26 protein-coding genes are annotated in these 23,185 nt (G+C 44.6%); 16 read left to right on the top strand and 10 right to left on the bottom strand.

The window, feature by feature from the left end; translation table 11 throughout:
- The first annotated feature begins 315 nt into the window (after window positions 1-315).
- Together QHH00_05910 and QHH00_05915 are read left to right on the top strand one after the other, a co-directional pair.
- On the top strand, window positions 316-717 hold the full coding sequence (locus QHH00_05910) for a putative zinc-binding protein (protein ID MDH7508917.1): 402 nt from the start codon (window positions 316-318) through the stop codon (window positions 715-717).
- A 5-nt stretch (window positions 718-722) separates the two neighbouring features.
- Window positions 723-1,655 carry a DUF169 domain-containing protein gene (locus tag QHH00_05915; protein ID MDH7508918.1) on the top strand — a complete coding sequence of 311 codons (933 nt, stop codon included), beginning with the start codon at window positions 723-725 and terminating at the stop codon, window positions 1,653-1,655.
- Between the two features lie 120 nt (window positions 1,656-1,775).
- On the opposite strand, the gene QHH00_05920 is transcribed toward QHH00_05915, so the two are convergent.
- Complete coding sequence (locus QHH00_05920; protein MDH7508919.1) at window positions 1,776-2,093, bottom strand: hypothetical protein; 318 nt, start codon at window positions 2,091-2,093, stop codon at window positions 1,776-1,778.
- Window positions 2,090-2,638, bottom strand: a complete 549-nt coding sequence (locus QHH00_05925; GenBank protein MDH7508920.1) for a (Fe-S)-binding protein — start codon at window positions 2,636-2,638, stop codon at window positions 2,090-2,092. The genes QHH00_05920 and QHH00_05925 overlap by 4 nt, the downstream gene beginning before the upstream one ends.
- Window positions 2,639-2,799: 161 nt before the next feature.
- Between QHH00_05925 and QHH00_05930 the strand changes: the two genes are divergently transcribed.
- The 6 genes from QHH00_05930 (at window position 2,800) to QHH00_05955 (ending at window position 6,664) form a co-directional block, all read left to right on the top strand.
- A complete protein-coding gene (locus QHH00_05930) occupies window positions 2,800-3,129 on the top strand; it encodes a hypothetical protein (protein MDH7508921.1) in 330 nt (109 codons plus the stop codon).
- Window positions 3,130-3,284: 155 nt separating this feature from the next.
- Window positions 3,285-4,070, top strand: a complete 786-nt coding sequence (locus QHH00_05935; GenBank protein MDH7508922.1) for a hypothetical protein — start codon at window positions 3,285-3,287, stop codon at window positions 4,068-4,070.
- A gap of 187 nt (window positions 4,071-4,257) precedes the next feature.
- Window positions 4,258-4,920, top strand: a complete 663-nt coding sequence (locus tag QHH00_05940) for a diphthine--ammonia ligase (GenBank protein ID MDH7508923.1) — start codon at window positions 4,258-4,260, stop codon at window positions 4,918-4,920.
- Window positions 4,921-5,113: 193 nt separating this feature from the next.
- The gene (speD, locus tag QHH00_05945; protein MDH7508924.1) at window positions 5,114-5,518 is read left to right on the top strand and encodes an adenosylmethionine decarboxylase; all 405 of its coding nucleotides are present in this window, start codon (window positions 5,114-5,116) and stop codon (window positions 5,516-5,518) included.
- On the top strand, window positions 5,448-6,506 hold the full coding sequence (locus QHH00_05950) for a bis-aminopropyl spermidine synthase family protein (protein ID MDH7508925.1): 1,059 nt from the start codon (window positions 5,448-5,450) through the stop codon (window positions 6,504-6,506). The genes speD and QHH00_05950 overlap by 71 nt, the downstream gene beginning before the upstream one ends.
- Window positions 6,503-6,664: a hypothetical protein gene (locus QHH00_05955; GenBank protein ID MDH7508926.1), complete on the top strand. Its 162-nt coding sequence runs from the start codon at window positions 6,503-6,505 to the stop codon at window positions 6,662-6,664. Before QHH00_05950 ends, QHH00_05955 begins: the two co-directional genes overlap by 4 nt.
- Before the next feature lies 1 nt (window position 6,665).
- On the opposite strand, the gene QHH00_05960 is transcribed toward QHH00_05955, so the two are convergent.
- The gene (locus QHH00_05960) at window positions 6,666-7,274 is read right to left on the bottom strand and encodes a DUF996 domain-containing protein (GenBank protein ID MDH7508927.1); all 609 of its coding nucleotides are present in this window, start codon (window positions 7,272-7,274) and stop codon (window positions 6,666-6,668) included.
- A gap of 615 nt (window positions 7,275-7,889) precedes the next feature.
- Here QHH00_05960 and QHH00_05965 point away from each other — a divergent pair.
- On the top strand, window positions 7,890-8,237 hold the full coding sequence (locus tag QHH00_05965; GenBank protein MDH7508928.1) for a hypothetical protein: 348 nt from the start codon (window positions 7,890-7,892) through the stop codon (window positions 8,235-8,237).
- A gap of 131 nt (window positions 8,238-8,368) precedes the next feature.
- Entirely contained in the window at window positions 8,369-9,007 is a 639-nt protein-coding gene (locus QHH00_05970) for a hypothetical protein (GenBank protein MDH7508929.1), read from the top strand.
- Window positions 9,008-9,269: 262 nt separating this feature from the next.
- Here the strand turns inward: QHH00_05970 and QHH00_05975 are convergent, their stop codons facing one another.
- The 3 genes from QHH00_05975 to QHH00_05985 all read right to left on the bottom strand — a co-directional run bounded on the left by QHH00_05975 (window position 9,270) and on the right by QHH00_05985 (window position 12,984).
- Window positions 9,270-10,409, bottom strand: a complete 1,140-nt coding sequence (locus tag QHH00_05975) for a hypothetical protein (protein ID MDH7508930.1) — start codon at window positions 10,407-10,409, stop codon at window positions 9,270-9,272.
- Window positions 10,410-10,680: 271 nt separating this feature from the next.
- Window positions 10,681-11,526, bottom strand: coding sequence for a hypothetical protein (locus QHH00_05980; GenBank protein ID MDH7508931.1), 846 nt, complete (start codon window positions 11,524-11,526; stop codon window positions 10,681-10,683).
- Between the two features lie 75 nt (window positions 11,527-11,601).
- Entirely contained in the window at window positions 11,602-12,984 is a 1,383-nt protein-coding gene (locus tag QHH00_05985) for a hypothetical protein (protein ID MDH7508932.1), read from the bottom strand.
- A gap of 947 nt (window positions 12,985-13,931) precedes the next feature.
- Here QHH00_05985 and QHH00_05990 point away from each other — a divergent pair.
- From QHH00_05990 to QHH00_06000, 3 genes are all read left to right on the top strand, one after another.
- Window positions 13,932-14,120 carry a hypothetical protein gene (locus tag QHH00_05990; GenBank protein ID MDH7508933.1) on the top strand — a complete coding sequence of 63 codons (189 nt, stop codon included), beginning with the start codon at window positions 13,932-13,934 and terminating at the stop codon, window positions 14,118-14,120.
- Between the two features lie 221 nt (window positions 14,121-14,341).
- Window positions 14,342-15,466, top strand: coding sequence for an XRE family transcriptional regulator (locus tag QHH00_05995; protein MDH7508934.1), 1,125 nt, complete (start codon window positions 14,342-14,344; stop codon window positions 15,464-15,466).
- A 5-nt stretch (window positions 15,467-15,471) separates the two neighbouring features.
- The gene (locus QHH00_06000; protein ID MDH7508935.1) at window positions 15,472-15,999 is read left to right on the top strand and encodes a DUF4411 family protein; all 528 of its coding nucleotides are present in this window, start codon (window positions 15,472-15,474) and stop codon (window positions 15,997-15,999) included.
- A gap of 88 nt (window positions 16,000-16,087) precedes the next feature.
- On the opposite strand, the gene QHH00_06005 is transcribed toward QHH00_06000, so the two are convergent.
- Window positions 16,088-16,228, bottom strand: coding sequence for a hypothetical protein (locus QHH00_06005; protein MDH7508936.1), 141 nt, complete (start codon window positions 16,226-16,228; stop codon window positions 16,088-16,090).
- Window positions 16,229-16,550: 322 nt separating this feature from the next.
- Between QHH00_06005 and QHH00_06010 the strand changes: the two genes are divergently transcribed.
- Window positions 16,551-17,123: a UPF0175 family protein gene (locus QHH00_06010; protein ID MDH7508937.1), complete on the top strand. Its 573-nt coding sequence runs from the start codon at window positions 16,551-16,553 to the stop codon at window positions 17,121-17,123.
- Window positions 17,104-17,655 (top strand): hypothetical protein, encoded by a 552-nt coding sequence (locus QHH00_06015; protein MDH7508938.1) that lies wholly within the window; start codon window positions 17,104-17,106, stop codon window positions 17,653-17,655. The genes QHH00_06010 and QHH00_06015 overlap by 20 nt, the downstream gene beginning before the upstream one ends.
- 5 nt (window positions 17,656-17,660) lie before the next feature.
- On the opposite strand, the gene QHH00_06020 is transcribed toward QHH00_06015, so the two are convergent.
- From QHH00_06020 to QHH00_06030, 3 genes are all read right to left on the bottom strand, one after another.
- A complete protein-coding gene (locus QHH00_06020) occupies window positions 17,661-18,761 on the bottom strand; it encodes a hypothetical protein (GenBank protein ID MDH7508939.1) in 1,101 nt (366 codons plus the stop codon).
- Between the two features lie 24 nt (window positions 18,762-18,785).
- Window positions 18,786-19,280: a hypothetical protein gene (locus QHH00_06025; GenBank protein MDH7508940.1), complete on the bottom strand. Its 495-nt coding sequence runs from the start codon at window positions 19,278-19,280 to the stop codon at window positions 18,786-18,788.
- A gap of 92 nt (window positions 19,281-19,372) precedes the next feature.
- A complete protein-coding gene (locus tag QHH00_06030) occupies window positions 19,373-19,855 on the bottom strand; it encodes a zinc-ribbon domain-containing protein (GenBank protein MDH7508941.1) in 483 nt (160 codons plus the stop codon).
- Between the two features lie 933 nt (window positions 19,856-20,788).
- Here QHH00_06030 and QHH00_06035 point away from each other — a divergent pair.
- Window positions 20,789-23,185, top strand: a 2,397-nt coding sequence (locus tag QHH00_06035) for an SNF2-related protein (protein MDH7508942.1), incomplete at its 3' end; no start/stop codon positions are given.

Genomic DNA, 23,185 nt, shown 5'->3' on the forward strand with positions numbered 1-23,185 from the left:
CGAGCAAGGAGGTTCGAAACATATAGATATCGTGAATTTTTACTAAATGGAGGAATCACTCATTATTCTTCATATTTGCTGGTCATTCCCAAAATGCGTCAGGATTCATTCGATTGTCTATAACTTGCCATGCTTGTTTTTACTATCATAATCCTGTCAGCAAAATGATTAATGAATTGATCTGTCGAGAACAGCTCATTTCGAGTAATCAGAATATTTTGTTTTTTTACCGATTGTTTGCATTTTTTAATTCATGATCTCGAAACCTTTCAATAAATTATATATAATATGGAAATAATTTCAAATTAATTTGAAATGGTGAGAAACGTGAATGAAAACTCTCAAAAAGAAAACGAAAAGGAAATCCTTCTGGTGAGCTGCAGCGGCGCTTCAAATACAGGGACACTGTCTGATTGTGTGGTGAGGGAACTTGTAAATGAAAATCCGAAAAAATACAAGTTGCTTTGCTTACCAGCACTTGCTCTTGGCCGCAAGAACGCGATGGAGAGTTTGAAAAACGCCAGTCATATCATTGTCCTCGATGGCTGCGCGATGAAGTGTGCAACCCAAATTCTGCAAGAAAAGGGACGGTTACCAGACGTTTCGATTGAATTGGCAAAAGATTGTGGGATAAAAAAGAACATGATTCCCACTTGTGAAAAGGAAGATGTCAAAAAAATCAAAGAATTGGTAAAAAGGGCGACGGAAAATTGGTGATTTGCATGGTCGAAAAGATCATTTTTGACTCTGACAAATGTACGATGTGCGGGAAATGTATCGAAATATGTCCGGGCAACGCCCTCGAAATGGGTGACAATGCTCCCCGTCTAATCAACAGCGAACTCTGCTCCCTCTGTGGAGTATGCGAAGATCAGTGTCCCGTTGGTGCGATTACTATCCCGTCAAAGCCTGCTGCGGTCTATCAAGCGACGATTATCACAGGTGATCCAGGTATTGTTGAAGTATCAGAAAAAATCGCTAGCTTACTCGACCTCAAGAAAATGCCTGTTGGGGTAAAATTACTGAACCAGCAAGAATCGCCTTCTCCAGGATTTAGAAAGGTCGATATTCCACTCCGACACTGCGTTTCCGTTCATATGGCGTCACTTGGTGCAAGCCTTTATCTCCCCGGTGAAATGCACGCTTGTTCTGCCGCCAAAGCCGCACTCGGGATTGCGGAATTACCTGAAAAAGTGAAATCTGGTAAGGTTCCATATATGCATGGTCTTGCCGCATCGGAGAAGATCGCTGCGCGGATTATGGAAGAAGTTCCAAAGCTTGAGCCGGGTAGTACGGGAGGGACTTTGGTTGCCCCCCTTAAGAGTTTTGTTGATGCCCCCGACGTTGTAATTATCACCTGCCTTCCAAAACAGGCGATGTGGATTGCTAACTCCCTTCTATATTCGACTGGTGGCCCACGGATTACAGCAAATTTCGCAGGTATGCAAGCTTCTTGCGGAGATGTGACGACAATACCGTTGAAAACAGGTAAAGTCAACTTCTCACTCGGCTGTTATGGCTGTCGGTCAGCCGGTAAGCTCCGAGATGAAGAGATGTACGTGGGCATTCCGTGGTCTATGATTCATTCAGTTGTCGGAGGGCTTATTGGTCTGAGAAAGGCGATGGGAAAGCTGGAAGCGCGTATCCAAAGCTAATTGTTACCTCCCTTTTTTTTCGATTTTCTTGCTTTTGGGAATTCTTGAGTTGTAGTTTGCTTACATTACATTCAATGTCGATAGATGTGGATTCTTTCAGCAATGCATTTTCTGGTGATTTCAATCGGATGAGGTGTTGCTCAGACTGCGAGGTTGCCCGTCGACTAACTCATAGATCAATTTGCAAACTTTTTCAGCATCGTCTTTCATATTCGCTTTGATTAGGATCTTACCATTTGGATAAATATGGCAAACAGTTCCAGTATCTTCAAATAGAACGAGCAAAAAACATCCGAGGCGCGTAATTTCCTGAACACCAACATTCTTGAGTTTCGATTCAAGGTTCTCGAGATTAATCTCTAGTCTCTCTTTTGGTGTTGCCTCAAATTCTTCAATTCCAGAACAGAGTTTTCTCATAACAAATTCAACAACTGTCATCTCTTATCCCTTTTCAGCCCTGCCTGGATTAGCAGAGAATCAATCTTCTCCCTCGTTGATCTGTAGTTTTCTTGGGATAACGGTTGACAGCTTTCTATTTGGGCTCGGCCTTCGAGAATCTCCACCGCAAACGCCATGCACGTCGGGAAACCGCATTTGCCGCAGTTACTCCTCGGCAGAAGTCTGAGAAGATCGATTATCCCGACCTTTTTCCGTTTCTTATATTCCTCTGGGTCGATTTCGTTTTTCCTCTCTTTCACATCCTCTATCCAGTCAACAACTTCTTTAATGACCCGTTCCGCTTCATCTAGATCAGTTAGCTGAGTTATCCCTACATTGCCCTCCCCATCGATTGAGATGATTCTTTCCTTTGATTTATATGATAAGACATTGGCCCCCTCATTATAACTAGAACCAAGTCGATCGCTTGCGAGGTATGGTAAAAGGGATTGGATATCGCCTTCGATTCTGTAGATCGCTCTGATTTTCCTGCTGTCCGCGATACATGGCAGCGTTTCGACAAGCGCCCATTTGAAACTACCCATTGGATCTAACCATCCTTATCAGGGATTCACAGAGATTCTTTTTTTCAGAATCGATTTGTCATCAGTATTAAATAGCCCTGAGCTATTTCAACTTTTTTGAAAATTCGTGTATGGGCGAAATATTAAGGAGCGATCAACTCGGTTTCGGATTGGTGAAATCAATGACGTCAAAAGTGAAGGTCAACATGAGTGTGTGCGGCAAAACGACGATTATCAAAGTCACGCAAAATGAAGACGGAGACTTTGAAATCGAGGCAGAGACAGATTGCGACAATGTGAAGGAATTCATTGGTCTGCTTGGAAAATTGACACTGACAGATATTTCAGATAAGCCAAACAGTCGAATCTGGGAGTGCTTCAAGAAAGCAAAGATGAGCTCGACTTGCTTGACACCGGCTGCAGTCGTCAATGCCGCATGGCTCGAGGCGGGAATGTTATCGAAGAATCTCGCACTTTCAAAAGGAAAAATCTGCGTGGAATATCTTGAATGAAGTCTTGAATCCTTGTCCAAACCAAATTCAGTTAGGATGGGTTGATCGACAGACTTTTAATGGGAATTCGTTAGAGAGTGATAACATTGTTTATAGAATTGTAATCCGCTCCGCATCCAAATCAATATTTCTAATGAGAAATGAATGGTTGATTCATGAAAGATTCTGAAAAGACTCTCGACAACGAGCTGATCGGCAAAAGATCAGATCCGCTTTTCATCCTGTGTGCAGGGGGCGGGCCGTTTGGATTAAGAGCTGCAGAGATCGGCAAATCTTATGGTACAGTATTGGTCGTCGATCGAGACCTTAAATGCCCTTGCGCGGGAAGAGCGGACTTCATCCTCGATCAAATTCATGATCTTGATCTTTATTCTCTTGGCAAAATTCAATTCCTTGTTGGAGATGCTTCAGGTATCCTTTTAGAGCTGATCCGTCTTAACAAGCCTCCAGATTTTGTCATTCCCGCAATTAGAGGACATTTTGCCGCGAAACTGGCTTTGGAATTCCTTGTCAGAAATGGATACGAGGTTTTGCCAAATCCGGGTCTAATGGCTAATGTGGTCAAGAGATTGCCTGACAATCTCTGCTCACAAGCGGACGAGAAAAGTGCAGTTCTCTCATTGAGTTACATGTCTTTTCATGAACAATGCGATGAGATGTGCGAATACCCATTGATATGTCCAAAAACTGGATTGAAAAGGGAAATCTCGATGTACGAGTTCATTTCGAGGTCTCTCTCAGAGGTGACCAGCAGTTTTATGGTTTTGGTAACACGGAATTTCGGTGGATTAGGTGCACTTACGATCTCTGATATTGAGAGTCTACTAAAACATCTATCGTCTCTCAAATCTGGTGATTCTTTTTGCGTGGCCACATCTTGTGAATGTCACGGAATAGTCAACTTTCTGATTGTTGGAGATCAAAGGGAAGAGATGCCATGATAATGGTCTATCGCCGTGCGAGAGCCTTTTCAATGGCATGTTTGAACAGACTCATAAGAACAAACGGAGGAATAGACTGGGACGCGTTTGTGTCTGTATTTATCTTAGATCTTTTTTCATTTCTCAACATGAGATCTGAGAAAACGTGAGAAAAAGAGTTTTATTCGATCAATTTCTAACACCGCATATGCTCGCCTGTTCTTGGAGCGGTGGGAAGGATGGTTGTTTCGCTTTTTGGAAAATGGCATGTGCCGGATACGAGATCAAATACTTATTGAACACTTATCGAAAGGAAAGTGGAAGAGTCGCTTTTCACGGCGTGAGGGCATCATTGATTGAAGAGCAGGCAAGATCGATTGGTGTCGAGCTTCTTCAGAAAGAAGTAGCTGGTAATGACTACGAGAAGCATTTCCTCGAAGCTCTTTTCGAACTCAAATCTTTAGGCGTTGATGGGATTGTTTTCGGCGATATTGATATAGAACAGAACAGGCAGTGGTGCGAAAGCGTATGCAAGAAAGCTGGTGTCCGATCATATTTCCCTCTTTGGAATCTCGATCAGGCGCGTATCCTCAAAGACTTTATAGCTGAGGGTTTCAAAGCGGTTGTCGTTGCCCTGAATTCAAAATTCCTCAATGAGGAATGGCTGGGAAAAATTATTGGTTTGGAATTTTTAAATCAAATTGAAGCGATCAATGTTTATAGATCAGCAACAAAGATAACGCCCTGTGGTGAGATGGGCGAGTATCATACATTTGTTTTTGACGGTCCTCTTTTCCGATTTCCTATTCGTTATAGACTTGGAGAGAAAGTTTTCAAAGAGGGGTATTGGCTGATTGATCTTCTACAGTGAAAACTCAAATTGAGCTCTCTGCCGTTAACCGACTAGCCCTTTGGTAAAAAAAGAAGTCGTAGAGTCCCGACTTGACAAAAATCTTATATATGATTCCTCTCTCTTTAAAAAATGCTCTATCTATTATTCAATCAATTACTTCTGGAACAGGGCATTTCCGAAAGAATTCGACGATGACGGGGGTGTTCGATATATGGGCATTCACGTTATCGCCGAATTGCTCGGCGTCGACGCTCGAAAGATCTCTCGCGTCGAGATTGTCCGCCCGATCTTGAATAGAGTTATTTCTAAATCTGGATTGAACTGCATTTCCTCCCATTATCATCAATTCGAAAAATATGGCGTCTCCGCTGTATATCTATTGAGTGAGTCTCATTTGAGCTTGCATACATGGCCCGAGTATGGGTATATCGCTCTTGACATTTTTACTTGCGGCCCTGATGAGCCAGCGTTGAAAGCATTTCGTTTGATCGTTGAAGAATTCAGACCAAGGTTTGTGAAGAAAAAGATCATCAGGAGGGTTCCCTATGCAAAAGGTGGATGCGCAGATTTTGAAGATTCTTTCGGAATCGAAGAAGTCCATTTGGGAACTGCTTGATGCTTTTGATTTCAATTTAAGAGAATTGATTTGCGGACTAAGGCGACTTCACGATGCTGGCTTAATTTTTGTGGATGAAGAAGGATTTGCTCTTACTGAAAGAGGGAAGAATACTCTCGATCCTAATATCGCAACATTAAAATCCGTCAAATGTGGGGAATGTTTTGGGAGGAGATTCTTACTGGCTGGTAGATTCAAAGAAATCTTCGAAGAATTCAAGGAGATCACTAAAACGAGGCCTCAACCGACTTTTGACTACTTCCAGGGATATATGGATGAGATTGATGTGATATCGAGGGTAGCTTTCATGCACTATTATAACGATCTCTATGACAAAGATATCCTCCTTGTTGGTGATGATGACCTTCTAAGCGTTGCCCTTTCTCTGACGTACATGCCCTCGAAGATCTGCGTACTTGATATCGACGAGCGGATCGGTAATTATCTTAGCCAGGTGAACAAAGAGCACGGATTTGATATCGAGTTCCGCAAGTACAATGTCGCGGAGCCTTTACCGGACGATCTTATTCACAAATTTGATGTCTTCTCTTCTGAGCCTCTCGAAACGATCAGTGGTTTGAAAGCATTCATTGGAAGGGGAGTGAGTTGTCTTAAAGCGAATGGTGTTGGCTATTTCGGTCTAACGGTTGCCGAGGCATCTCATGAAAAATGGCTCAAGATTGAAAAATTGCTTGCGAATGGAAATTGCGTGATTACCGATATATTAAGAGGTTTTTCACGGTATCCAATGAAATACGGTGATGTGAATTATGAAACATTTGTCGCAAAGTTAAAATTCCCCGTGAAGGAGAACCCGGGAATCCATTGGTATAAGTCAGCTCTCATCAGATTTGAAATTTTAGGAGAACCAAAACATATCATCGACCCGAAAAGAAGGCTTAAGGTAGAATTTGTTGACAAAGCGGATGATATCACTCATATCAGCGTCAATCAATGTGGGGAAAATGGAGGTGAAATTAAGGAGTGAGCTTCGAATCTTCAGGTGGAGAAGCGGTGGCGAGAATAAGGAAGGCAAACGGAGGGGAAATAGAAATCGCAAGAAGAATATCATTTTATAATGTGAAGAGGGGGAAGGCCATTGACATCAGCTTTTCACTTAGGTTGGTATCGCAGCTGATGTCATAAGTTATACCTGTTGGGGTCTTATCTTGAAGAAAGCGATGGCAAGCAATAGTGCTGAAATCCAGATTAGAATTAATCCTATGCCAAACAGAATGATTAACACTGCGCCTATTAGAAGTAGTAACCCAGCGGTTGAGAATAAGCCGACGCCTGATTTTATTGAAAGTGTTCTAAGCGAGCGCCTGACAAAGAATGCTGAAATTATTGAAAACACCCAGATGACAATGAACACTGCGAAAATTCCCGCAAGGAAAGGCATGATTTGATCCAAAGATAAATTCGATGGATCAGGGGTTAAACCTGAAAGAGTTGTCCAGTCACCATTCCAGTCTGGAAAGAGTGCATATAGGAAATCAGTTAGCGAATTTAGAACCACGATAATAATAAGCACTATTGAAATTACAACGCCAACTATCCCCGTTATCAATCCGTAGAGTGCATTGTTAAAAATGCCCTCTTCTTTGTAATGGCTAGCCAAATTATATAGGGCAACCATGACAAGTACTAGACCGACAAACTCGATTATGCCAAAGTAATTGATGTATGGAAAAACCCCAATAAACATCAGTAATGCGCCCACCCCGCCCAATATTTTACCAATTTCTAATGACATTTTTTTTTACTCCATCCATCATCTAGGTGAATTAAGAATAAAAAGGTTATCAAGGTGTTGAGTTCTTCATATTAAACTGAAGACAAGAAATAACAGAACTCAATAAGTGAGTCGAAACAATGTCGGTTTTTAATGTTGGCTTTGCTGTTTGCGTTTGAAGTTTACACCTAAGTGGTTTAACTCCACCAATTATGCCAAAAATGAAACGCTTATGAATCCTCTTCCCGTGATTATAATGAGTTGGAGAATGATATTATCAATATGCGACACGCTTTCGTGTCTCCTGGTTTAATACGTAGCATTATGCTACAAATATTATTGAGGCACAGAATTTCAGCCTTACATTGCCATTCACAACAAATATGACCGACCTCTATGGATTCAAATCACTAGCGCATGGCTTGGCGTACGAACTCTTCTTTGCGCCAATCTTTTCTCTTTTTCGTCTTTTGCATGCTTACTCTACTTTAGCTAGTTACCCCCTTCCGCGCGTATCCGTCTGACTATTTCCCGTATTTTCTGAATCGTTGTGGGGAATCGGATGCGGCGCCGTGACAGAAACCGTACGCACCTGACTCGATCGGCTATTTCGCACACATAAAAGAAAGGGAATTGGTGAGACACAAGGACAGGGGGCTATTCACGAGGCAGCCCGTCGTGAGGAGCCCTGAGGGGAAAGTGAAGATCGAGGACAACCCGCATCTCATGGAAAAGGCCCTGAAGGGGAGGAGGGCACTGAAGTCCGTCGACGAGAACTTCGCGAAGAGCCGCATAGCACACCTGAAAATTACTGAGGGACCAATGGAAGCGATCGACCAGTACTACACGATCATGAAAAAGGGACAGCCAGTCATGAACGTGCACGTGTACTCGCCAGAGGGGAAAAAGGCGGTGCCGGAGGTGGGAAAAGGCGAGGAGCTCTATGAGTGGAGGGATGGGAAGAAAGTGAAGGTCAAGACATAGTCTCTGGCGATCTCTTGACATGAGACATCAGGCATGTTACCCACTCCGACTTTGTCTTATGCCCCCCATCTTCCCTTCTTTTTCTAAAGCTGTGTGATAAGGCAATTTATAAATAGAATATTGGCTCTCAATTGTACCGTGGTGGGAAGATTACGGAGGAAGCAGGCCCAGGAGTTGATAAACAATCGAAGAAGAGGAAGTTCAAGATTGCTGTGATGGTCTTGGCCTTTTTTACAGCCATAACCATCGTAGTATACTTTGTGATCTTCGACCCAGCGACATCACTTTTACCCTCAATTCACGACAATGACGGAGACGGGATCGCCGATAGCCAGGATTTTTATGATTACGGGAATGGCAAGATCAAGGTAAGCATTACCTCGTATCAGGGAGACGAGAGCGCTGACCTGTTCTCAGCTTCTGACCCCTATTTCGCAATTTACGTCTATTACCCAGCCGACTCATACTACTACTATGATTACGACCAGAGTGCGGTCTTCCAAGACGCCGAGTACCTCGACAACCCCTTCTATGCGGTCTTTGACATACCCGACAACGCGACGTCGATTAGTTTTGTGATAAAGGTGTACGAATCGGATGTCGGTGAACCCCAGATGATGGACTACAACCCTTCCGCGTCGGTGGAATTCTGGGTTGTACAAACTGTCGACGCGCCCTTTTCAGGGGACTGGTCGAACGATGGCAGTGAGGACGGGATATCAAGTGAGGTCGATTGTGAGTTGAGTTACAGTATCCAGGTGGTAGGCTAGCTTCGAATTTTTTTGGAGTCCTCCTCCTTCCTTTTTTTATATTGGCTATTAGAACACTTGGTGCCAGCAGGGAGTACTGAAATAGATTTGTCGGTAAGAAGAAACGGAATTACGGATGATAATCATCGAGATAAAAAAAGGGAAAAATCGCTGATGACGTTTTAATCAATGCTTTGTGTATCTTGATGATTGTATATGCTCATTAGTGATATCGAAAGTAAAAATAATCTAAACTGAAGCTACGTTTGACGTGATATGTTAGTTAATAGAGAAATGACACGTCAAAATCATTTTTTTCAAGCCCTCGAGCTGCTAGTTTGGCTGCCCTTTGCCCGAGTCTGATCGTTGATGGTAATTTTATTCTCGGGAGATCTATTGTATAGTAGTGCATCCTGGTCAAGCAATAAATGTGCCAGAGGTCGTCTTTCGTCAGCTCTGAGCCTTCGCTTCCTTTTACAAAATTCACTTGGAGGGGAGAGAGATCGCGGGCCCCGATCACGTATGGTTTTTTTCCACTTTGGAATGAGTACCTCCATGTACCGATGGTATAGAGAAACGCTATCTTTCCTTTTTCCAAGTACCAATAGCTTCCTTCTTGTGGCCAGGCATAGTTTGGCTTCTCATTCGGATCATATAGCCTTAAACCGCCATATTCCTGGATGTGAATAATCTTAAATCTCTTGAAACCGCGAGAGGCTATAGTCTCTGCTATCTCTTCATAGACTTTTTTCGCATACCTATCTTTTACATGAACTATCACAAAATCATTTTCTTTCGTATATCTGAAGTCTCCAACCGATTTCTCGATCGTATGCAGAGCGCTCTCGAACATTGAGCTAACTTCGCTGGGGTCTATGGCTATAGCCCTCTCTTCTTTTTCCTTTTCAACTCTTGCCTCACGGTTCAAGAGCCTGGTTATTGGTTCACCCCAATTATTGATGATTTCGAGGGCTACAACTCCCTTTCTCTCGACGACGCTCGAGCAGGAAGATGAGACTGTGTTTAATCCGATAAAGGCCGATACACCGCTGAGTAGGTTTTTTAATTTCCAGGGAATGCCTCCGAGTTTTGAGAATATGCCAAGAGACAAGTTCCAAAGGAATTCGCCCTTCCAATTGTTGTCATTTTTTGGGTAATTGAAAATGGTATTCTCTCGAATCATTTGTGTTTGGACGCGTTTTGAAATAGAATGAATCTTGATATCATAATAATTAAAACTATCCAGATCTAAATCATCATAATCTGATTCATCGGAAAACGCATCTTCCTTAAGATCACTGCTGGATACTATCAAGAGGACATGAGATTCCTTGTGTCTCGACTGAGATACTTCATCTATTTTCTTACGTACATCATTCAAATCGATGTATTCAGTATAACTGCCTGGTTCTTCTATTTCCAAATTGAGTCTGCAAAAATTTGCGAATCCAGGATATTTCGATCGATCAAAAATAACTCCTGGCACCCCCTCATTTATATCAGTCAAAATCTTGGCAATTCCTTTGCGTCCTTTACAGCCTTTGGGAATCAGAACACTGATCTTTGGGGGCTCGCAGAGATTCGGTCTCTTGAAAGGCGAACAATTGTGCACGGCGAAAGATAGAACTGGATCGGTGCCAGTCTTTTCAGCATCGAATAGCAGCAAAGGCGGATCTAAACGTGCGAGAAACTCCTCATCGGGTATTATAGTCAACCCCCCTGCTGGCAAAATTAACCCTTCGAAACGATAGCAGTTTTTTGCCCCCACCATCCAGTGTGATGCTGAAGGAGTCATTATTCAATATACGGTGGAAATTCCTCTCGAGAAATTTGAACGAACTGTCTATATCCTCCTCGTTATCTCTAAACTGAGCAAAACGCAGCATGTCCTCGTAAACACCGCGCTTCTTCAGAGTAGCAGGCCTCGCCGGGACGTAAAGTTCTTTCAAGGGAATCTTGTCCCTAAATTTCCCATCGGGGCTTTCGATGATTCCGTATTCCTCGCTAACGCTTTTCAAAATTGTCAACCCCCGATAGGACTTGTTTTTTCTATTTACTACGACAGGATGGTTGATCCACTTTGACCAAGCATGCAGAGGTACATATATCTTAAACTTTGATCGTGTTTCAAACAGTATTTTGACAACCCCAGGAGCTGGTGCAGCATAGACCTTCGGCCCAATTCCTCGATAAGCTACATATGTCCCCTCGCCACCTCCTTGTTTTTTCATAGCATATGCGGGATCATCGGAAATGATGTAGATACTCTCATAAGCCCTCCCACCAATGTTCTCGAAATTCCTGCTAGATAGGTACGCATCAATGGCCTGGTAAAGCATCCTCCCAATGATCCTTGCACCATTTTCTGTTGTATTTGAAATTTCAGCAAGTTTGACCTCCCCCGTCGTCATTTCCCTGAAGAACTCCGCCTGCGAAAGATAGCTATCTGTAAAGTATATCTCATTCCCAATGACGAAATACGGAGAACCCGTTCTATATCCCTCTAGGGCTTTCCATGCCTCCTTCTCAGAGACACGCAACGTCTTCTTAAAGCAAGAAAACCGAGAATAATCAGTTTCCGTAGACTGGAAAAGATTACTCCAATACATCCTCCACTATTCCCCCAGACCCAATGAGCTTTCAAGATTTTTACGTATTTTCTTCTTAATATCTTTTTTCTTGCACAACAAGCCAATCAAATTAATCAGTGAGTATTCTGGCGTTTTCTTAATAAGATAAATGATTTCTATAATAATAGAATAAGCTATAATCCAAACTGGAGAATAGGCTATTAACCCCGTTATCCAAGATAGCGCAATAATTATGACAGGAACGACAAAAAATAATAAGAGACTTCTTGCGACCAATACTAAGTACTCGCAATTTGATGCCCTCTCAAGAACATCTTCCAGGCCTTCTTTTTTCACGCTGCGATATTTGTCTTCTTTCCGGCTTGCTTTGAATTGATAGTACTCGTCTCTTTCGTGGCCTGGAATGGTGTATACATAACAGAATCCAGCGCTACACAGGGCTAACGTGATCTTGCAAACAAATGAAACCTGTGGCACTTGCCTTAGAAGAGTGTGGAGTTTATCACCAGAAAGTCTCATTGATATTTCATATACATCATCTTCGATTTGTTCAATGGAGAGATGGAGTCCATTTTTATTAATATTATCAAGCCCGCCAAAAGTGGAATAACGAGTGAGTGATTCACGGATGTCGCGTTCCATAACACCTATTGGATTTTCTCGGAAGTATCTTTTCAGGTCGGAGATGATTGTCCTATAACATTGGATCCCGAGCAGCGTATAAGGTTTCACGAGGAGGGCGCTTTGATCCATATTATTGACCCTTTTTCTGAGGCCTTCCACGTCCTCCTTAAACCCCTCATGGATCTTTTTCAGTTGCTCTTTAGTTTTCGAGAATGATGCGAGAATGTACAGTAGTTTGGTCTTGGTCTCATCATCAATGATTTCCCTGTTGTAGAGCTTCGAGAGCTTCTCTGCAAGGTCTTGGGCTTTTCCTATAGTTTCCTTGAACTCGGTTCGGACATCATCTCCAATTAGGCTGAAAAAGTACGACATGCTGAATAAGTATTCGGTTGAAAACTGCCAACGCTTTGATTGCATTTCTTCTTCGGCGCGTTGCAGAACTTCATGGAGCACCTTACTTATGGCTTTCTTCTGTCGGAAGTAATGTTTGTATCTGACGAACTGCCCTAAAATGAAAGGGAGGAGATATTCCCTATCTGAGACAAATCGTTTTTCCGCCTCATGCAAAAAGTCATCAAGGTGTACAAGGTAGTTCTCATCTAGGGAGTCGTTAAGGAAAGTTAATAACGCCAAACCATAAAGATTATTCTTTGCTTTCTCTCCATCATCCTCACCGCCCCAAGAATAATCGCCCTGTTTCATATAAAGAACGCGCTCTTCAAGTTCTCGGATAAACCCGTAAACCTCCCTCTCGCTACAAGCCTCTTGAACCATTGTATTCATTTCTTTCCCCTTTGTTGTCAATCAATAGGTTAGATGAGTCAGCATATTTCTTATTTATTGTGGCTTAGAAGTTTAAGTATGAAAATAGGTGGAGGTTCTCATCGTCACGCCAAAAGACGCTATTTGATTTCTTGATCAGAGAAAACATAAGGAATGAGATAATCGGCTATTGGTAAGCAACAAACCCGCAATTTCAACAGGTCTGTTCCACGTGCATTCCAGAGGTTAGACTAAGTAAAGTGTCGTTCAAATCTGGAAAATCAATTATCGTAGTCTTAGAAGAATTGTTTACGCTGAAAAATGTTGAAGACTCTGACGTCATCTGAAAGCCCGCCGCGGGAGTTTGCTTCATCGATTTCTTTAAAGTCGTCAAACATCTGCAAATATGTCTGATGGCGAGTGGATGAATTCCAATGAGTCCTGAGCTGGAAAAGCGCATTAGAAACTGACGATAGTTTCTTTTCAATTATAATTCAAATATGCAGAATACAATCGTAGCCACAATCAAAAATAGTTGTTATTAGTATCCAAGAGATTTATGATAAGTTGTGAATTATATGCCTAGATGTCCTAACTGTAACGATGAAATAAGAGAACCGAATAAGATGTGGAAATACGATCAATTCATGGTTCAACCCTTTGCGTGCAACAAGTGAAATATCCAATTCCGGGAGTACCTCAATAAAAACGGAAAACACAGCTTCACACTAAAATTTTAAAACAGAAAAAGCTATAGAAAGGCGTAGAATCCTTTGGGCATGCCCTTTTCTTTAGGATCTTGAAGAAGTCATAAACCAGTTTTTTCAATTTCCCTTAATATCTTTGATGCCTTCCTCTCTGCGCGGTAGAACCAATGTGTGCGGATCACCACCACTTTCGCCCCCTCTCCCGCCGCTTAATTTTTAATTCATGGGCGTGTTCCACAAGACCCAACGGAGGAGGTCAAAGTGAAGTTCGAAAGGAATATACGACTGGAGAAGTTCTTGGAAGCGCTTGTAGAGCAGTACACGTTCGATTTAGGAGAGAAGATTGCGAAGGATGCCCCGTGCTGCGGAGCATGTCGGAGTGCCTCGGGGCCGTTAAGGCCAGCAATAACGCGGAGATACGCGTGGAAATTGGGATCGTCAGGAGCATGAAGAAATGCCCATGCTGGAGGCGTCAATAGATGATATCATTGTCGTTTCTCTTTCTAATTTGAAATGCCAACAAACGCGACTCTTAATATATTCTAGAATTTCCGATGGCGACTACCCAACATGCGATGTCTGAAACAAGGTTTTATTACCGCCGCTGTCAATAGAATTCTTCGATCAGAAATGAAAAAACGATAAAGATTGGGGGCTGGAGGAGAGGCAAGATGGGCGAGGTCAAGAAGTCGCTGAGATCTTCGATCGAAGAAGTTATTGTGTCCCCCTCAGTCTTAAGGGCGCTCCGGGAGTCATCCGGATATTCTGAGGAGGAAGTCGCGAGAAAACTCAATACTTCCCTAGAGAGGGTCAGGGCCGTAGAGGATGGGAAAGGGCATTTTACCCTGAGGCAGATAAAGAAGCTCGCGGACATATACAAGCGTCCGCTCGCTGCTTTTTTCTCCGAAACCATCAATCCTCTACCAGAACTCTCAGACTTCAGGACCAAGAGGGACGGCAAGCTCCCCCCCGAAGTCTACCTCGCAAAGAGGAGGGCGGTTTACCTCGCGGAAAAGCTGATGGAGCTTACTGGGAAGAAGAGTAGCATCCCGGAAATCCCCCTGAATTACGAGCCGGAGGACCTTGCTGGTTGGTTGAGGAAAGAACTGGATATAAGGCCGCCCTCATCTTTGGGCCAAGCCGGACGACTCACGCCGGTGAAGATACTCGATTACTATAAGAAGTCCTTCGAAGAGAAGATGGGACTTTTGATCATCGAGTTCCCGATGAACAATGGGGATGTCAGGGCTTTCTGCGTGGCTTCGGACATCTCCGTTATTGTGCTCAACGAGAACGAGGCACCGCAGGCAAAACTCTTTTCAATCGCCCACGAAGTTTGCCATATCCTCAGGAAGACCCCCAGTATCTGTTCCATAGACATCGAGGAAAAAGATAAGCAGGAAGTGTTCTGCAACAGGTTCGCTGCTGAGCTCCTCGTGCCGGCTCACGAGCTGAGGCAATTGCGAGAGGAGGTAAACGAAGAGTCCGTCAGAAGGCTGGCCAGGGAATACGGCGTGAGCAGGCAGGTGATCGCAATCCGCCTTAAGCGTCTCGGTTTGATCGGCAGGGCTAAGTACGAAGAGCTTACGAAAAAGATGGAGGATGAAGGTGAAGTAGAGAGGAAGACAAGAGGAAAGGGTGGCCGAGACTGGACAAGGACATTCTTCAACAGGGCAGGAGGGCTCGCGGTCTCCGAGATGAGGAGGGCGATTGTAGAGGACAAGGTCAGTCTCTACGAGGCCGCACGCATTCTAGACCTGAAAATGAAGTACGCTGAACAGCTTCTTGCCGAGTGATGGGGATGGGGAAGCCGCATATACAGAAGACCATTGAGAAAATCTACATTATTGACTCATGCGCCCTGATAAACCTCTTCAGACACAGCGGTTTGCCTTATGAGCCCTACCCAGAAGACCTCTTTCCGAACCTCTGGAAGAAGATCAAGGGCATGACAAACAGCGGTATACTCATTTCACACACGAGCGTGTACAAAGAGATTTCACGGAAGGACGACCAGGCAAAGGATTGGTGTGAGAAGAATAAGAGGATGTTTAAGGACGTAGACGAATGCCAGCTAGAAGTCTTCCAACAGGTCCGGCAGTCCTATGACCCGCATTATTGGAAGCGCGAATTGAACAAAAACAGCGAATGGGCGGACCCGTGGATAATAGCACTCAGCGTGTGTCATGGAAATGCGACCATTGTAACTGACGAAAAGATGACGGATCACAACAACCCTAACGTCGGGAATAGAATACCTGATATCGCTCGAAAGCTAAACATTCCGTGCATGAATCTGATGGATTTCCTAAGGGAGGTCGGAATATGAAAAGAAGGGACCGAACTCCCGAAGTGAACGTGTGAAAAAAGCGTGACTCAAAGAAAAAAAGCGGGCCCGAGGGAGCGCTGAAGGGACTCTATTTCTTTGACTTGGACTTCACCGGCTCCATCGGGATCCCGCAGCAGATCAGGTCGCACGCGGTGCACCCGCACTCCTCGTCCACGACCACGACGATCCCGCACTCCTTGCACTTGTACTTGTCGCCTTTCTTCGCCAAGAAGGATCACCCCTAAATCGAGATCCTCCGCGGAAATTCTACATTCCTAGGTGTATAAAAATTTTTCAACGTCGACTAATAGAATGAGGTGCCAGGCTTACCTACCTTGGAACTGCGGTATAAGAATCATGCGGAAGGACGTCCGATACCAACGCCTCAGTTATCTCGAGGTTGTCATTGGTGACTTTATCCTTTCCTATTTAGATTGCCACTCAACTGACTTCATATCGAAATGATACGACGACGCGCGAAATTAAAAAAGGACGGAAAACCTGAAGTCTTTGGATCCCGATAAAGAATTGAAAGATGAGGGGTCGGTGAAATGCGAGGGGAGGAGCTGGAACTGGAGGAGCAGGTGGTACTTTATTGCATCGGTGCACTTAACAGACCTCTCCGCAGCGAGCTGTATCTCCAGAAGTTGTTGTTTCTTGTCTCGAATGTGTTCCCTGAGTTAAAAGATGAGCTGCGGTTTGAACCGCACCTGATGGGGCCGTATTCTTTTAAGGTCAGTCAGATACTGGAAGACCTCATCACCGATGAACTGGTGGAAAAGCGCAAAGGCGGGTACAAGCTCACGCAGACGGGGGGGAGGACGTTTTCTTCATTGACGCTGCCCAGAGAGCTCAGAAACGTGATTGAGGAGTTCAAAGACATCCTCCCCGATCTTACTGAAGATGAACTTCTCGTCTTTGTCTATGCGCTCTACCCAGATTATATTTCGGAATCGACGCGGTGGGACCGGCTAAGGCCAAAGAGAAAAGAGCTAGCGGCGTCTATTTTAAGGAAGTCCAAGGTCTCCTTCTCTCAAGCTGCGAGAATAGCTGGAATGAACAGCGTTTCATTCGCGGACTATTTGAAAAAGCGGGGCATCAGGATTGACTGTCAAGGTCCTTGATACATCAGGAATGATCCTCGGCCTGAAGGAAATCCGTTGCGTCGATATCTTCGACCTCTGCTCGTCCCGATATAGGCTCGCCATTTCTTCTGCAGTCCGCGATGAAATATTGCCTCCTTTCGACAAGTTGCCATCATGTGTCAAAGTGCTGGCTCCTTCAGACTTCCGTTTCAAGCCCATGCTCAATCACGTCATCGCCAGGTATCCCAATATCGGCATAGGAGAGCTGTCGACATACCTTGTCACTCTTTTGGAATTGGTATCAAAAGGCAGGAAGGCGTTCATCGTAACAGACGACAAAAGATTCAGAAAGACGCTTCCCACATTCAGAAAAGACCAAGAATTGGAAAGACTCTACGGGGGGCCGATACCCAATGTGCCGTACATTTGGACACTCTCGCTGGTAAAACAAGTTGTGAAGAAAGAGGGCATAGACTCAGAGATCCTCAGCAAAATAGCGGGGGACGTCAGGACTTCTACGTTCAGGTACTCGGAGGACTGGCTGAGGAAATTCGAAGATACGCCAGACTAGGCACTTCAGGTCAGTTTCTTCTTGAAACTTCTTAGAGATCTGATTAGTTGCTGGCCTAACATGGTTTTTCTGCTCAGGTACGGTCTGAGGGTTTTGCTCTCGGAAAGCTCCTTCCTCAGGACGGATGTTTCAGCAATCTGTTCCCCGATGTTGTAATTTTTTATCGATTCAAAGACATTGTCCGTGCTAACGCCAATCATTTTCGCTGCATCGTCCACGCCTATGCGGTGGTATCCGTATGTGTCCCGAGAGAACTTTTGCACCTTCCTTTTTGTCCGTTCCGAGACCTCGTCTTCTCCCCTGGTCTTACCGCCTTTCTCAGATCGCCAGACTGAGATATGGTTACACCCCAGGACATCGATTCCGAAGCCAAAAGACACAAAATCCTTCGCAGGGACGGCATCGACTTTTTTTGCAAAAGTGCCGGCACGGGCATTGACCGCATAAATAAACGTGCTCTCGAGCATATCTTCCTGCTTCAGCTTCCTGAGGACGGCCCTCAACTTGGTCTCGTTGTTGTCCGGGAAACTGTTCCTGAAGTCCACCGCAAAGAACTCTACACCGCACTCAATGAATGAATCGATAATCCTGCCAAGCATCTGCCTCGTTGCCTTGTGCGGTATGAGGCCCACGAGCGTCTTGTGGTTCCGCATTTCGACGGCTTCGACCCACCGCTGATTTAGGTCAACGAGGGCTTCTGCGAGTCTGCTTCCAGTCAGAGATTTCACAGGTCCGCCCCATATGGGCGATACTAGTACATCGGCTGCGCAGTATTGAATGTCGGCAAGTGCTTCCATTTCCAGATCAGGAATATTCTTGTAATCTCCCGCGCACTCGACGACCGAAAAATTGATCATGTCGGCTTCTGAGCGCCTCTGGGACTTCATATCTAGTAGGCACTTTCTTTCCCAGCTCGAGTCATTCGTTATTCTTTTCAGCGTATCGAGTTTAAATCGCCGGTACATCTCATTTATCAGCCCGCGACCAGCTCCCGGCAGTGTTGCCTTGATAGGTGTTGTAATCGGGCTGTCCCATCCTGAAATCCTGACCATGCGGTAGGCGAGCTCCTCGTCCGGTTTGATCTCCTCGGCCTTGAGCTTAACCATCTGCGTCTCCCCACTGAGACCTCTTCATTTTCCGCACCGCTGGTCTGCTATTGGTCTTGTCTCACTTATTTCTTCCGTCTCCGGACCTTTGATATTATCTTTCTTATTTTTCCATTTTTTTTTCTCCAGGTCTTGCAACAACTTACTCGCTTTATCGAGTATTGGCCCCGCTGTTTCAGGACTAATCATACCGCTTTGCTCGAATGTGCCCTTGAGCAGCCCGATGAATTCCTCACGTTGTTTTTCCGACAAGAGACCGAGCGAGTCGCCGCAGCTCTGCATGGCATGGTCCGCCCACCAGGGTAGCTTGTCCGTGAGCAAATTGGCGTCTAATTTTTTGCTCTCCACCTCATCAAGATAAAACTCGAGCCACCTGAGCCAGCCCAAAATCTTCAACCTTCTTTGCTGCTTGTCCCTCCGGAGTTCCAAAAGATGAATCGCCACAGCCGTTAGCACCGACGCAAGTACAGCTGAGAGAATGGCCGCAACCACTCCATCGAAGCCGGCAAATTCGCTCATTTAACTACTCCTCCCTCAGTATCTCCTCTATCTCCGCAATTTTCCACATAGTCAGAACGACCCAGCGATGTTGCCTTTAGCCAGCGCATCAATCAGGTGAATTCCCCCTTCGATATGGCGATCAGGATCAGGGCTATGATCGACAATATGATCAAGGGCATTGCAAAAAACACGAAGAACATGATCGTATAGATCCTGAGGGCAGGTGCGAGGATCGAGAGAAAGCCTTCAACTAGAACCAGCAGGCTCCCGATTACCGCGAGTTTGTAGTGCCTTCGTCTGATCGATGATATCCCGCCGATGATCCCGACAGCGAACCCGACCCAGCCCAAAATGATGACGCTCAATTTGACGACCAGTGACGCATCTCCTCCCTGGAATCCCTCAGCAGGGGGCAAGAAAAATCCGACAAGACCAGCGAACAGACATACGCACGATGCAATTATACAGACGATCCCACCCGCCGCAGGCAGGCACGATTTTTTCGCTCCTGTCCCTGCGAGCGGCGAACCGCAGCTGGAACAATAGAGCGAGTTCTCTCCCACTTCCTTCCCACACTTCGGACAATACGGCATGGTTATTAAATCGAATTTGCGAGATATTTAGATTATTCTCGATCCTGCGTCTGAATGCGAAGGATCACTAATTCTCGAATCCTTCCCTCAATATCACCTCTATCTCCGCGACCTTCTCGGCGACGCGGCGGCCCTTCTTAGGGGAGGGGGAATGTCTTAGTGAATGGTGAAAATTCTATACGATTTCTTTCAAGTCTTTTAGATGTAATAAAAAACAGAAATCACAAAAAAAATGAATCCATCTCTTTACGCGCTATTTGAAAACGTTCGACAACACTGCTTCTGTCGGCTCCACGATTAGCTTATTGCCGCTTTGAATGGTTGGTTCAATGAGGTCTTCAGCGGGCAAAGAGGTTGTTTATATCGTGGTTGCGCGGCAAATGTTAATTAAATTTCTCATTTGTCGATTCAAAATCTGAAGATGGAATGAATTGTAACAAGGCGCAGGAATAAGGATTTGAGACCTCAGGGTATATCGCCAATACACATTCGATGCTAAAGGTCGTAGACGAACAAAAATTGATAAAAGGATATTGAAGATTGCTGTGACAGCTTAGAATCCAATTTGAAAAAAATCAAACCTTGACCACTTTCTTTCTGTTATGAAAGAATTTTGAAAAAAGTGATCAAGAATAAATAAGATTGGCAATTAATCTGTTTCTCATTTTCCGATGAAATTCACGTCATTTGTTACAACTGTTGGGTATGTAAGTTTGTGTTGGATGGTCGTTGGCTACTATCGCTTATGAACTGGAATTATTTTACTTATTTATCTGGCGGACTATATTGTAATCCCTTAAGGCATCGTACTTTTATTCTGGGTAATTGTTTGTATGGTTTCAATTTTTATATTTGATGTAGAAGTTAAAAATTTGGATAAACTTAAAGTGGAATGGTCGTCTTATTTCCATTCATACTTCAGAAGTGGTATATATGTCGCTAAAGAAAATTGGGATTACTGGTTTAAGTTTTGAAGGACGTGGCGAAAGGATAGCTCGAAGTTTTTACATTCCTGTTTTAAAGGAATCGGTTGCTTATGATCGTGCTACTGGTTACTTTTCGGTTGAATCTCTCGTGCATGCAGCGAGCGGTGTTGCCGGTCTAATAAATAATGGCGGGAGGATGCGTTTGATTTTGGGGGCACACGATGTTCCCAAGGAACTTTGGGAAGCTTATCAAATGGGTTTGCGTTCTGGGAAGGAGATTGTTGAGGAGATTGCGCGGAAGATTGCTGAGGGGTTAGAGAAGATTGAGGACGTCCTCATTAAGAGGCGTTTGGAAGCTCTTGCTTGGATGTTTACAAGAGGTATTTTGGAAGTCAAGGTTGTTCTGCCTCGTCATCTTTATTTAGGGCAAACTGGAATTTTTCATTATAAGATTCTTATTTTCAAGGACAGGGAGGGAAACATTATTGCTGCAGAGGGAAGTGCAAATGAGACGGAGCCTGCTTATACCGTAAATGGTGAGCGAATTGTTGTTTTCTATTCGTGGCGTGAGGGCGATAAAGAGCGAGTTGCTGATTTGGTGCAGTCTTTTGAGCGCATTTGGAATGCCGAGCATCCCGATTTTGAGGTTTTCAGTCTTCCTGAAGCTGTTTACAGGGCCATTGTAAAGTTTGAGCCTAAGTCTGTCGCGCTATTGGAAATGCATGAGTCTGGGTCGCGAGTTGTTGCTCACGGTTTGTTACCTGCTTGCCGTTTTGTGAGAATTTTGCCTAGGGTTCGTTGTTTGGCGCACATGGGTTTGGGTCCTGTCAGATTGTATCCCCATCAAGCACGCGCGGTTAGTTTGGCCCGTGAACGCTATCCGTTTCGTGTTTTGTTTGCTGACGAGGTTGGACTTGGTAAGACCATCGAGGCAGGTGCGTGCATCAAGTTGTTATGGATGACTGGTTATGTGCGACGGGTTTTGGTTTTGGCGCCTAAGAATGTGACTAGACAATGGTGGGACGAGCTTCGCGGTAAATTTGGGTTGCCTGCGTATTTATTCAGCCCGCCCAATGGTTTTTTGGCACCAGACGGGAAGACTTTTACTGTTGATGGTAATCCTTTTGATGTTATCGATTTGATTGTGGCTTCATGGCATTATGTTCGGGGTAGACGTGGTTCCGAGCCTGAGTTGTTGAAGGCAAAACCTTTTGATTTGGTTTTGATCGATGAAGCTCATGCGGCTCGTGTAACGCGTTCAGAATATGGTTCACCAAGGCCGACGAGGCTTAATGAGTTGGCGACAGCTTTGTCGGCGTTGACGCCGCATGTCTTCTTGTTAACTGCGACTCCTTTGCAGCTAAATGAGTTGGAAATGTTAGATTTGTTACGAATTTTGGGATTGGGTGGTCCATGGGTGCATGAAGATGCTTTTCAAAGGTGTTACGACGCGCTAAATCGAAGCCCTAGTGATAGAACAGAGCGTGACTGGCTGCACTTGTTCAGTTTGGTTTCATGGTTTGCTCGAACTTATTTAGAGGATAGACATAGGCGGGCAGTTGTAGAGTGGTGTTTCAGTAAGGCTGGGGGGAAGGAACTCTTGGATTTGTTGGTTTCTGGCGACGAGGCTCTGTTTAAAAATTTCTTGAGACGATTGGATGATGTCGGTTATGAAAGTCTAGATCGGGTTTTGAGAGGATTGATGCCGACTTCGTGGTTTATGGTTCGCAATACGCGGGATCGGTTGAAGAAAGAGGGTTATAAATTCCCTGAGCGGAAAATTGAGAACGTCGATGTGGCTTTAGATGAGAAGCATGCTGGTTTGTTGGCGGAGTTGAATGATTATTTGGAAAACTACTATGATGAGTATAAAGCGTTTTTGAAGGAAGTGGAGCATGGCGGTTTTGGGTTGATTAGATCCGTATATTATCAGCGTTTTGTGAGCAGTTTCGCATCTGCTTATCAGACTATTCGGCGCAGACGTGAGGCTCTCGAAGCCTTGTTAGAGGGTGATGAAGAACGGTTGTTGAAGTTGGCATCTGACATGGTTGAGGATGCTGGTGAGGATGTGGATGAGCAGGAGCTTTTGAATGCTATGATGGCTGCCGTTGAGCATGCTCGTAGTTTGGTTGAGAAGGAGTTGGGTAAGCTACGCGAGTTAGAGAAGAGATTGACTCCCTATAGTATGGCGGCGACAGCTGCTGATGATCCGAAGTTGCGCGAGATTCGGCGTGTTGTTCAGGATTTGCGGAGCGAAGGGCGAAAGGTGCTCGTCTTTTCAAAGTTTACGGATACTGTTGATGTTGTTCGTGATTTTCTTGGTCAGTGGCTTGGTGCGGATAGGGTTGGCACTTATACTGGTCGTGGTGGTGAGGTTTGGGATTCGCAGTTGAAGGCTTGGCGG

This window comes from Methanomassiliicoccales archaeon (assembly GCA_029907465.1).
Taxonomy (GTDB): domain Archaea; phylum Thermoplasmatota; class Thermoplasmata; order Methanomassiliicoccales; family JACIVX01; genus JACIVX01.

Coding starts and splice junctions, on each gene's coding strand:
- QHH00_05910 (MDH7508917.1), top strand. CDS start 316: ATGGTGAGAAACGTGAATGAAAACTCTCAAAAAGAAAACGAAAAGGAA.
- QHH00_05915 (MDH7508918.1), top strand. CDS start 723: ATGGTCGAAAAGATCATTTTTGACTCTGACAAATGTACGATGTGCGGG.
- QHH00_05920 (MDH7508919.1), bottom strand. CDS start 2,093: ATGACAGTTGTTGAATTTGTTATGAGAAAACTCTGTTCTGGAATTGAA.
- QHH00_05925 (MDH7508920.1), bottom strand. CDS start 2,638: ATGGGTAGTTTCAAATGGGCGCTTGTCGAAACGCTGCCATGTATCGCG.
- QHH00_05930 (MDH7508921.1), top strand. CDS start 2,800: ATGACGTCAAAAGTGAAGGTCAACATGAGTGTGTGCGGCAAAACGACG.
- QHH00_05935 (MDH7508922.1), top strand. CDS start 3,285: ATGAAAGATTCTGAAAAGACTCTCGACAACGAGCTGATCGGCAAAAGA.
- QHH00_05940 (MDH7508923.1), top strand. CDS start 4,258: ATGCTCGCCTGTTCTTGGAGCGGTGGGAAGGATGGTTGTTTCGCTTTT.
- speD (MDH7508924.1), top strand. CDS start 5,114: ATGGGCATTCACGTTATCGCCGAATTGCTCGGCGTCGACGCTCGAAAG.
- QHH00_05950 (MDH7508925.1), top strand. CDS start 5,448: ATGCAAAAGGTGGATGCGCAGATTTTGAAGATTCTTTCGGAATCGAAG.
- QHH00_05960 (MDH7508927.1), bottom strand. CDS start 7,274: ATGTCATTAGAAATTGGTAAAATATTGGGCGGGGTGGGCGCATTACTG.
- QHH00_05985 (MDH7508932.1), bottom strand. CDS start 12,984: ATGAATACAATGGTTCAAGAGGCTTGTAGCGAGAGGGAGGTTTACGGG.
- QHH00_05995 (MDH7508934.1), top strand. CDS start 14,342: ATGGGCGAGGTCAAGAAGTCGCTGAGATCTTCGATCGAAGAAGTTATT.
- QHH00_06000 (MDH7508935.1), top strand. CDS start 15,472: ATGGGGAAGCCGCATATACAGAAGACCATTGAGAAAATCTACATTATT.
- QHH00_06010 (MDH7508937.1), top strand. CDS start 16,551: ATGCGAGGGGAGGAGCTGGAACTGGAGGAGCAGGTGGTACTTTATTGC.
- QHH00_06020 (MDH7508939.1), bottom strand. CDS start 18,761: ATGGTTAAGCTCAAGGCCGAGGAGATCAAACCGGACGAGGAGCTCGCC.
- QHH00_06025 (MDH7508940.1), bottom strand. CDS start 19,280: ATGAGCGAATTTGCCGGCTTCGATGGAGTGGTTGCGGCCATTCTCTCA.
- QHH00_06030 (MDH7508941.1), bottom strand. CDS start 19,855: ATGCCGTATTGTCCGAAGTGTGGGAAGGAAGTGGGAGAGAACTCGCTC.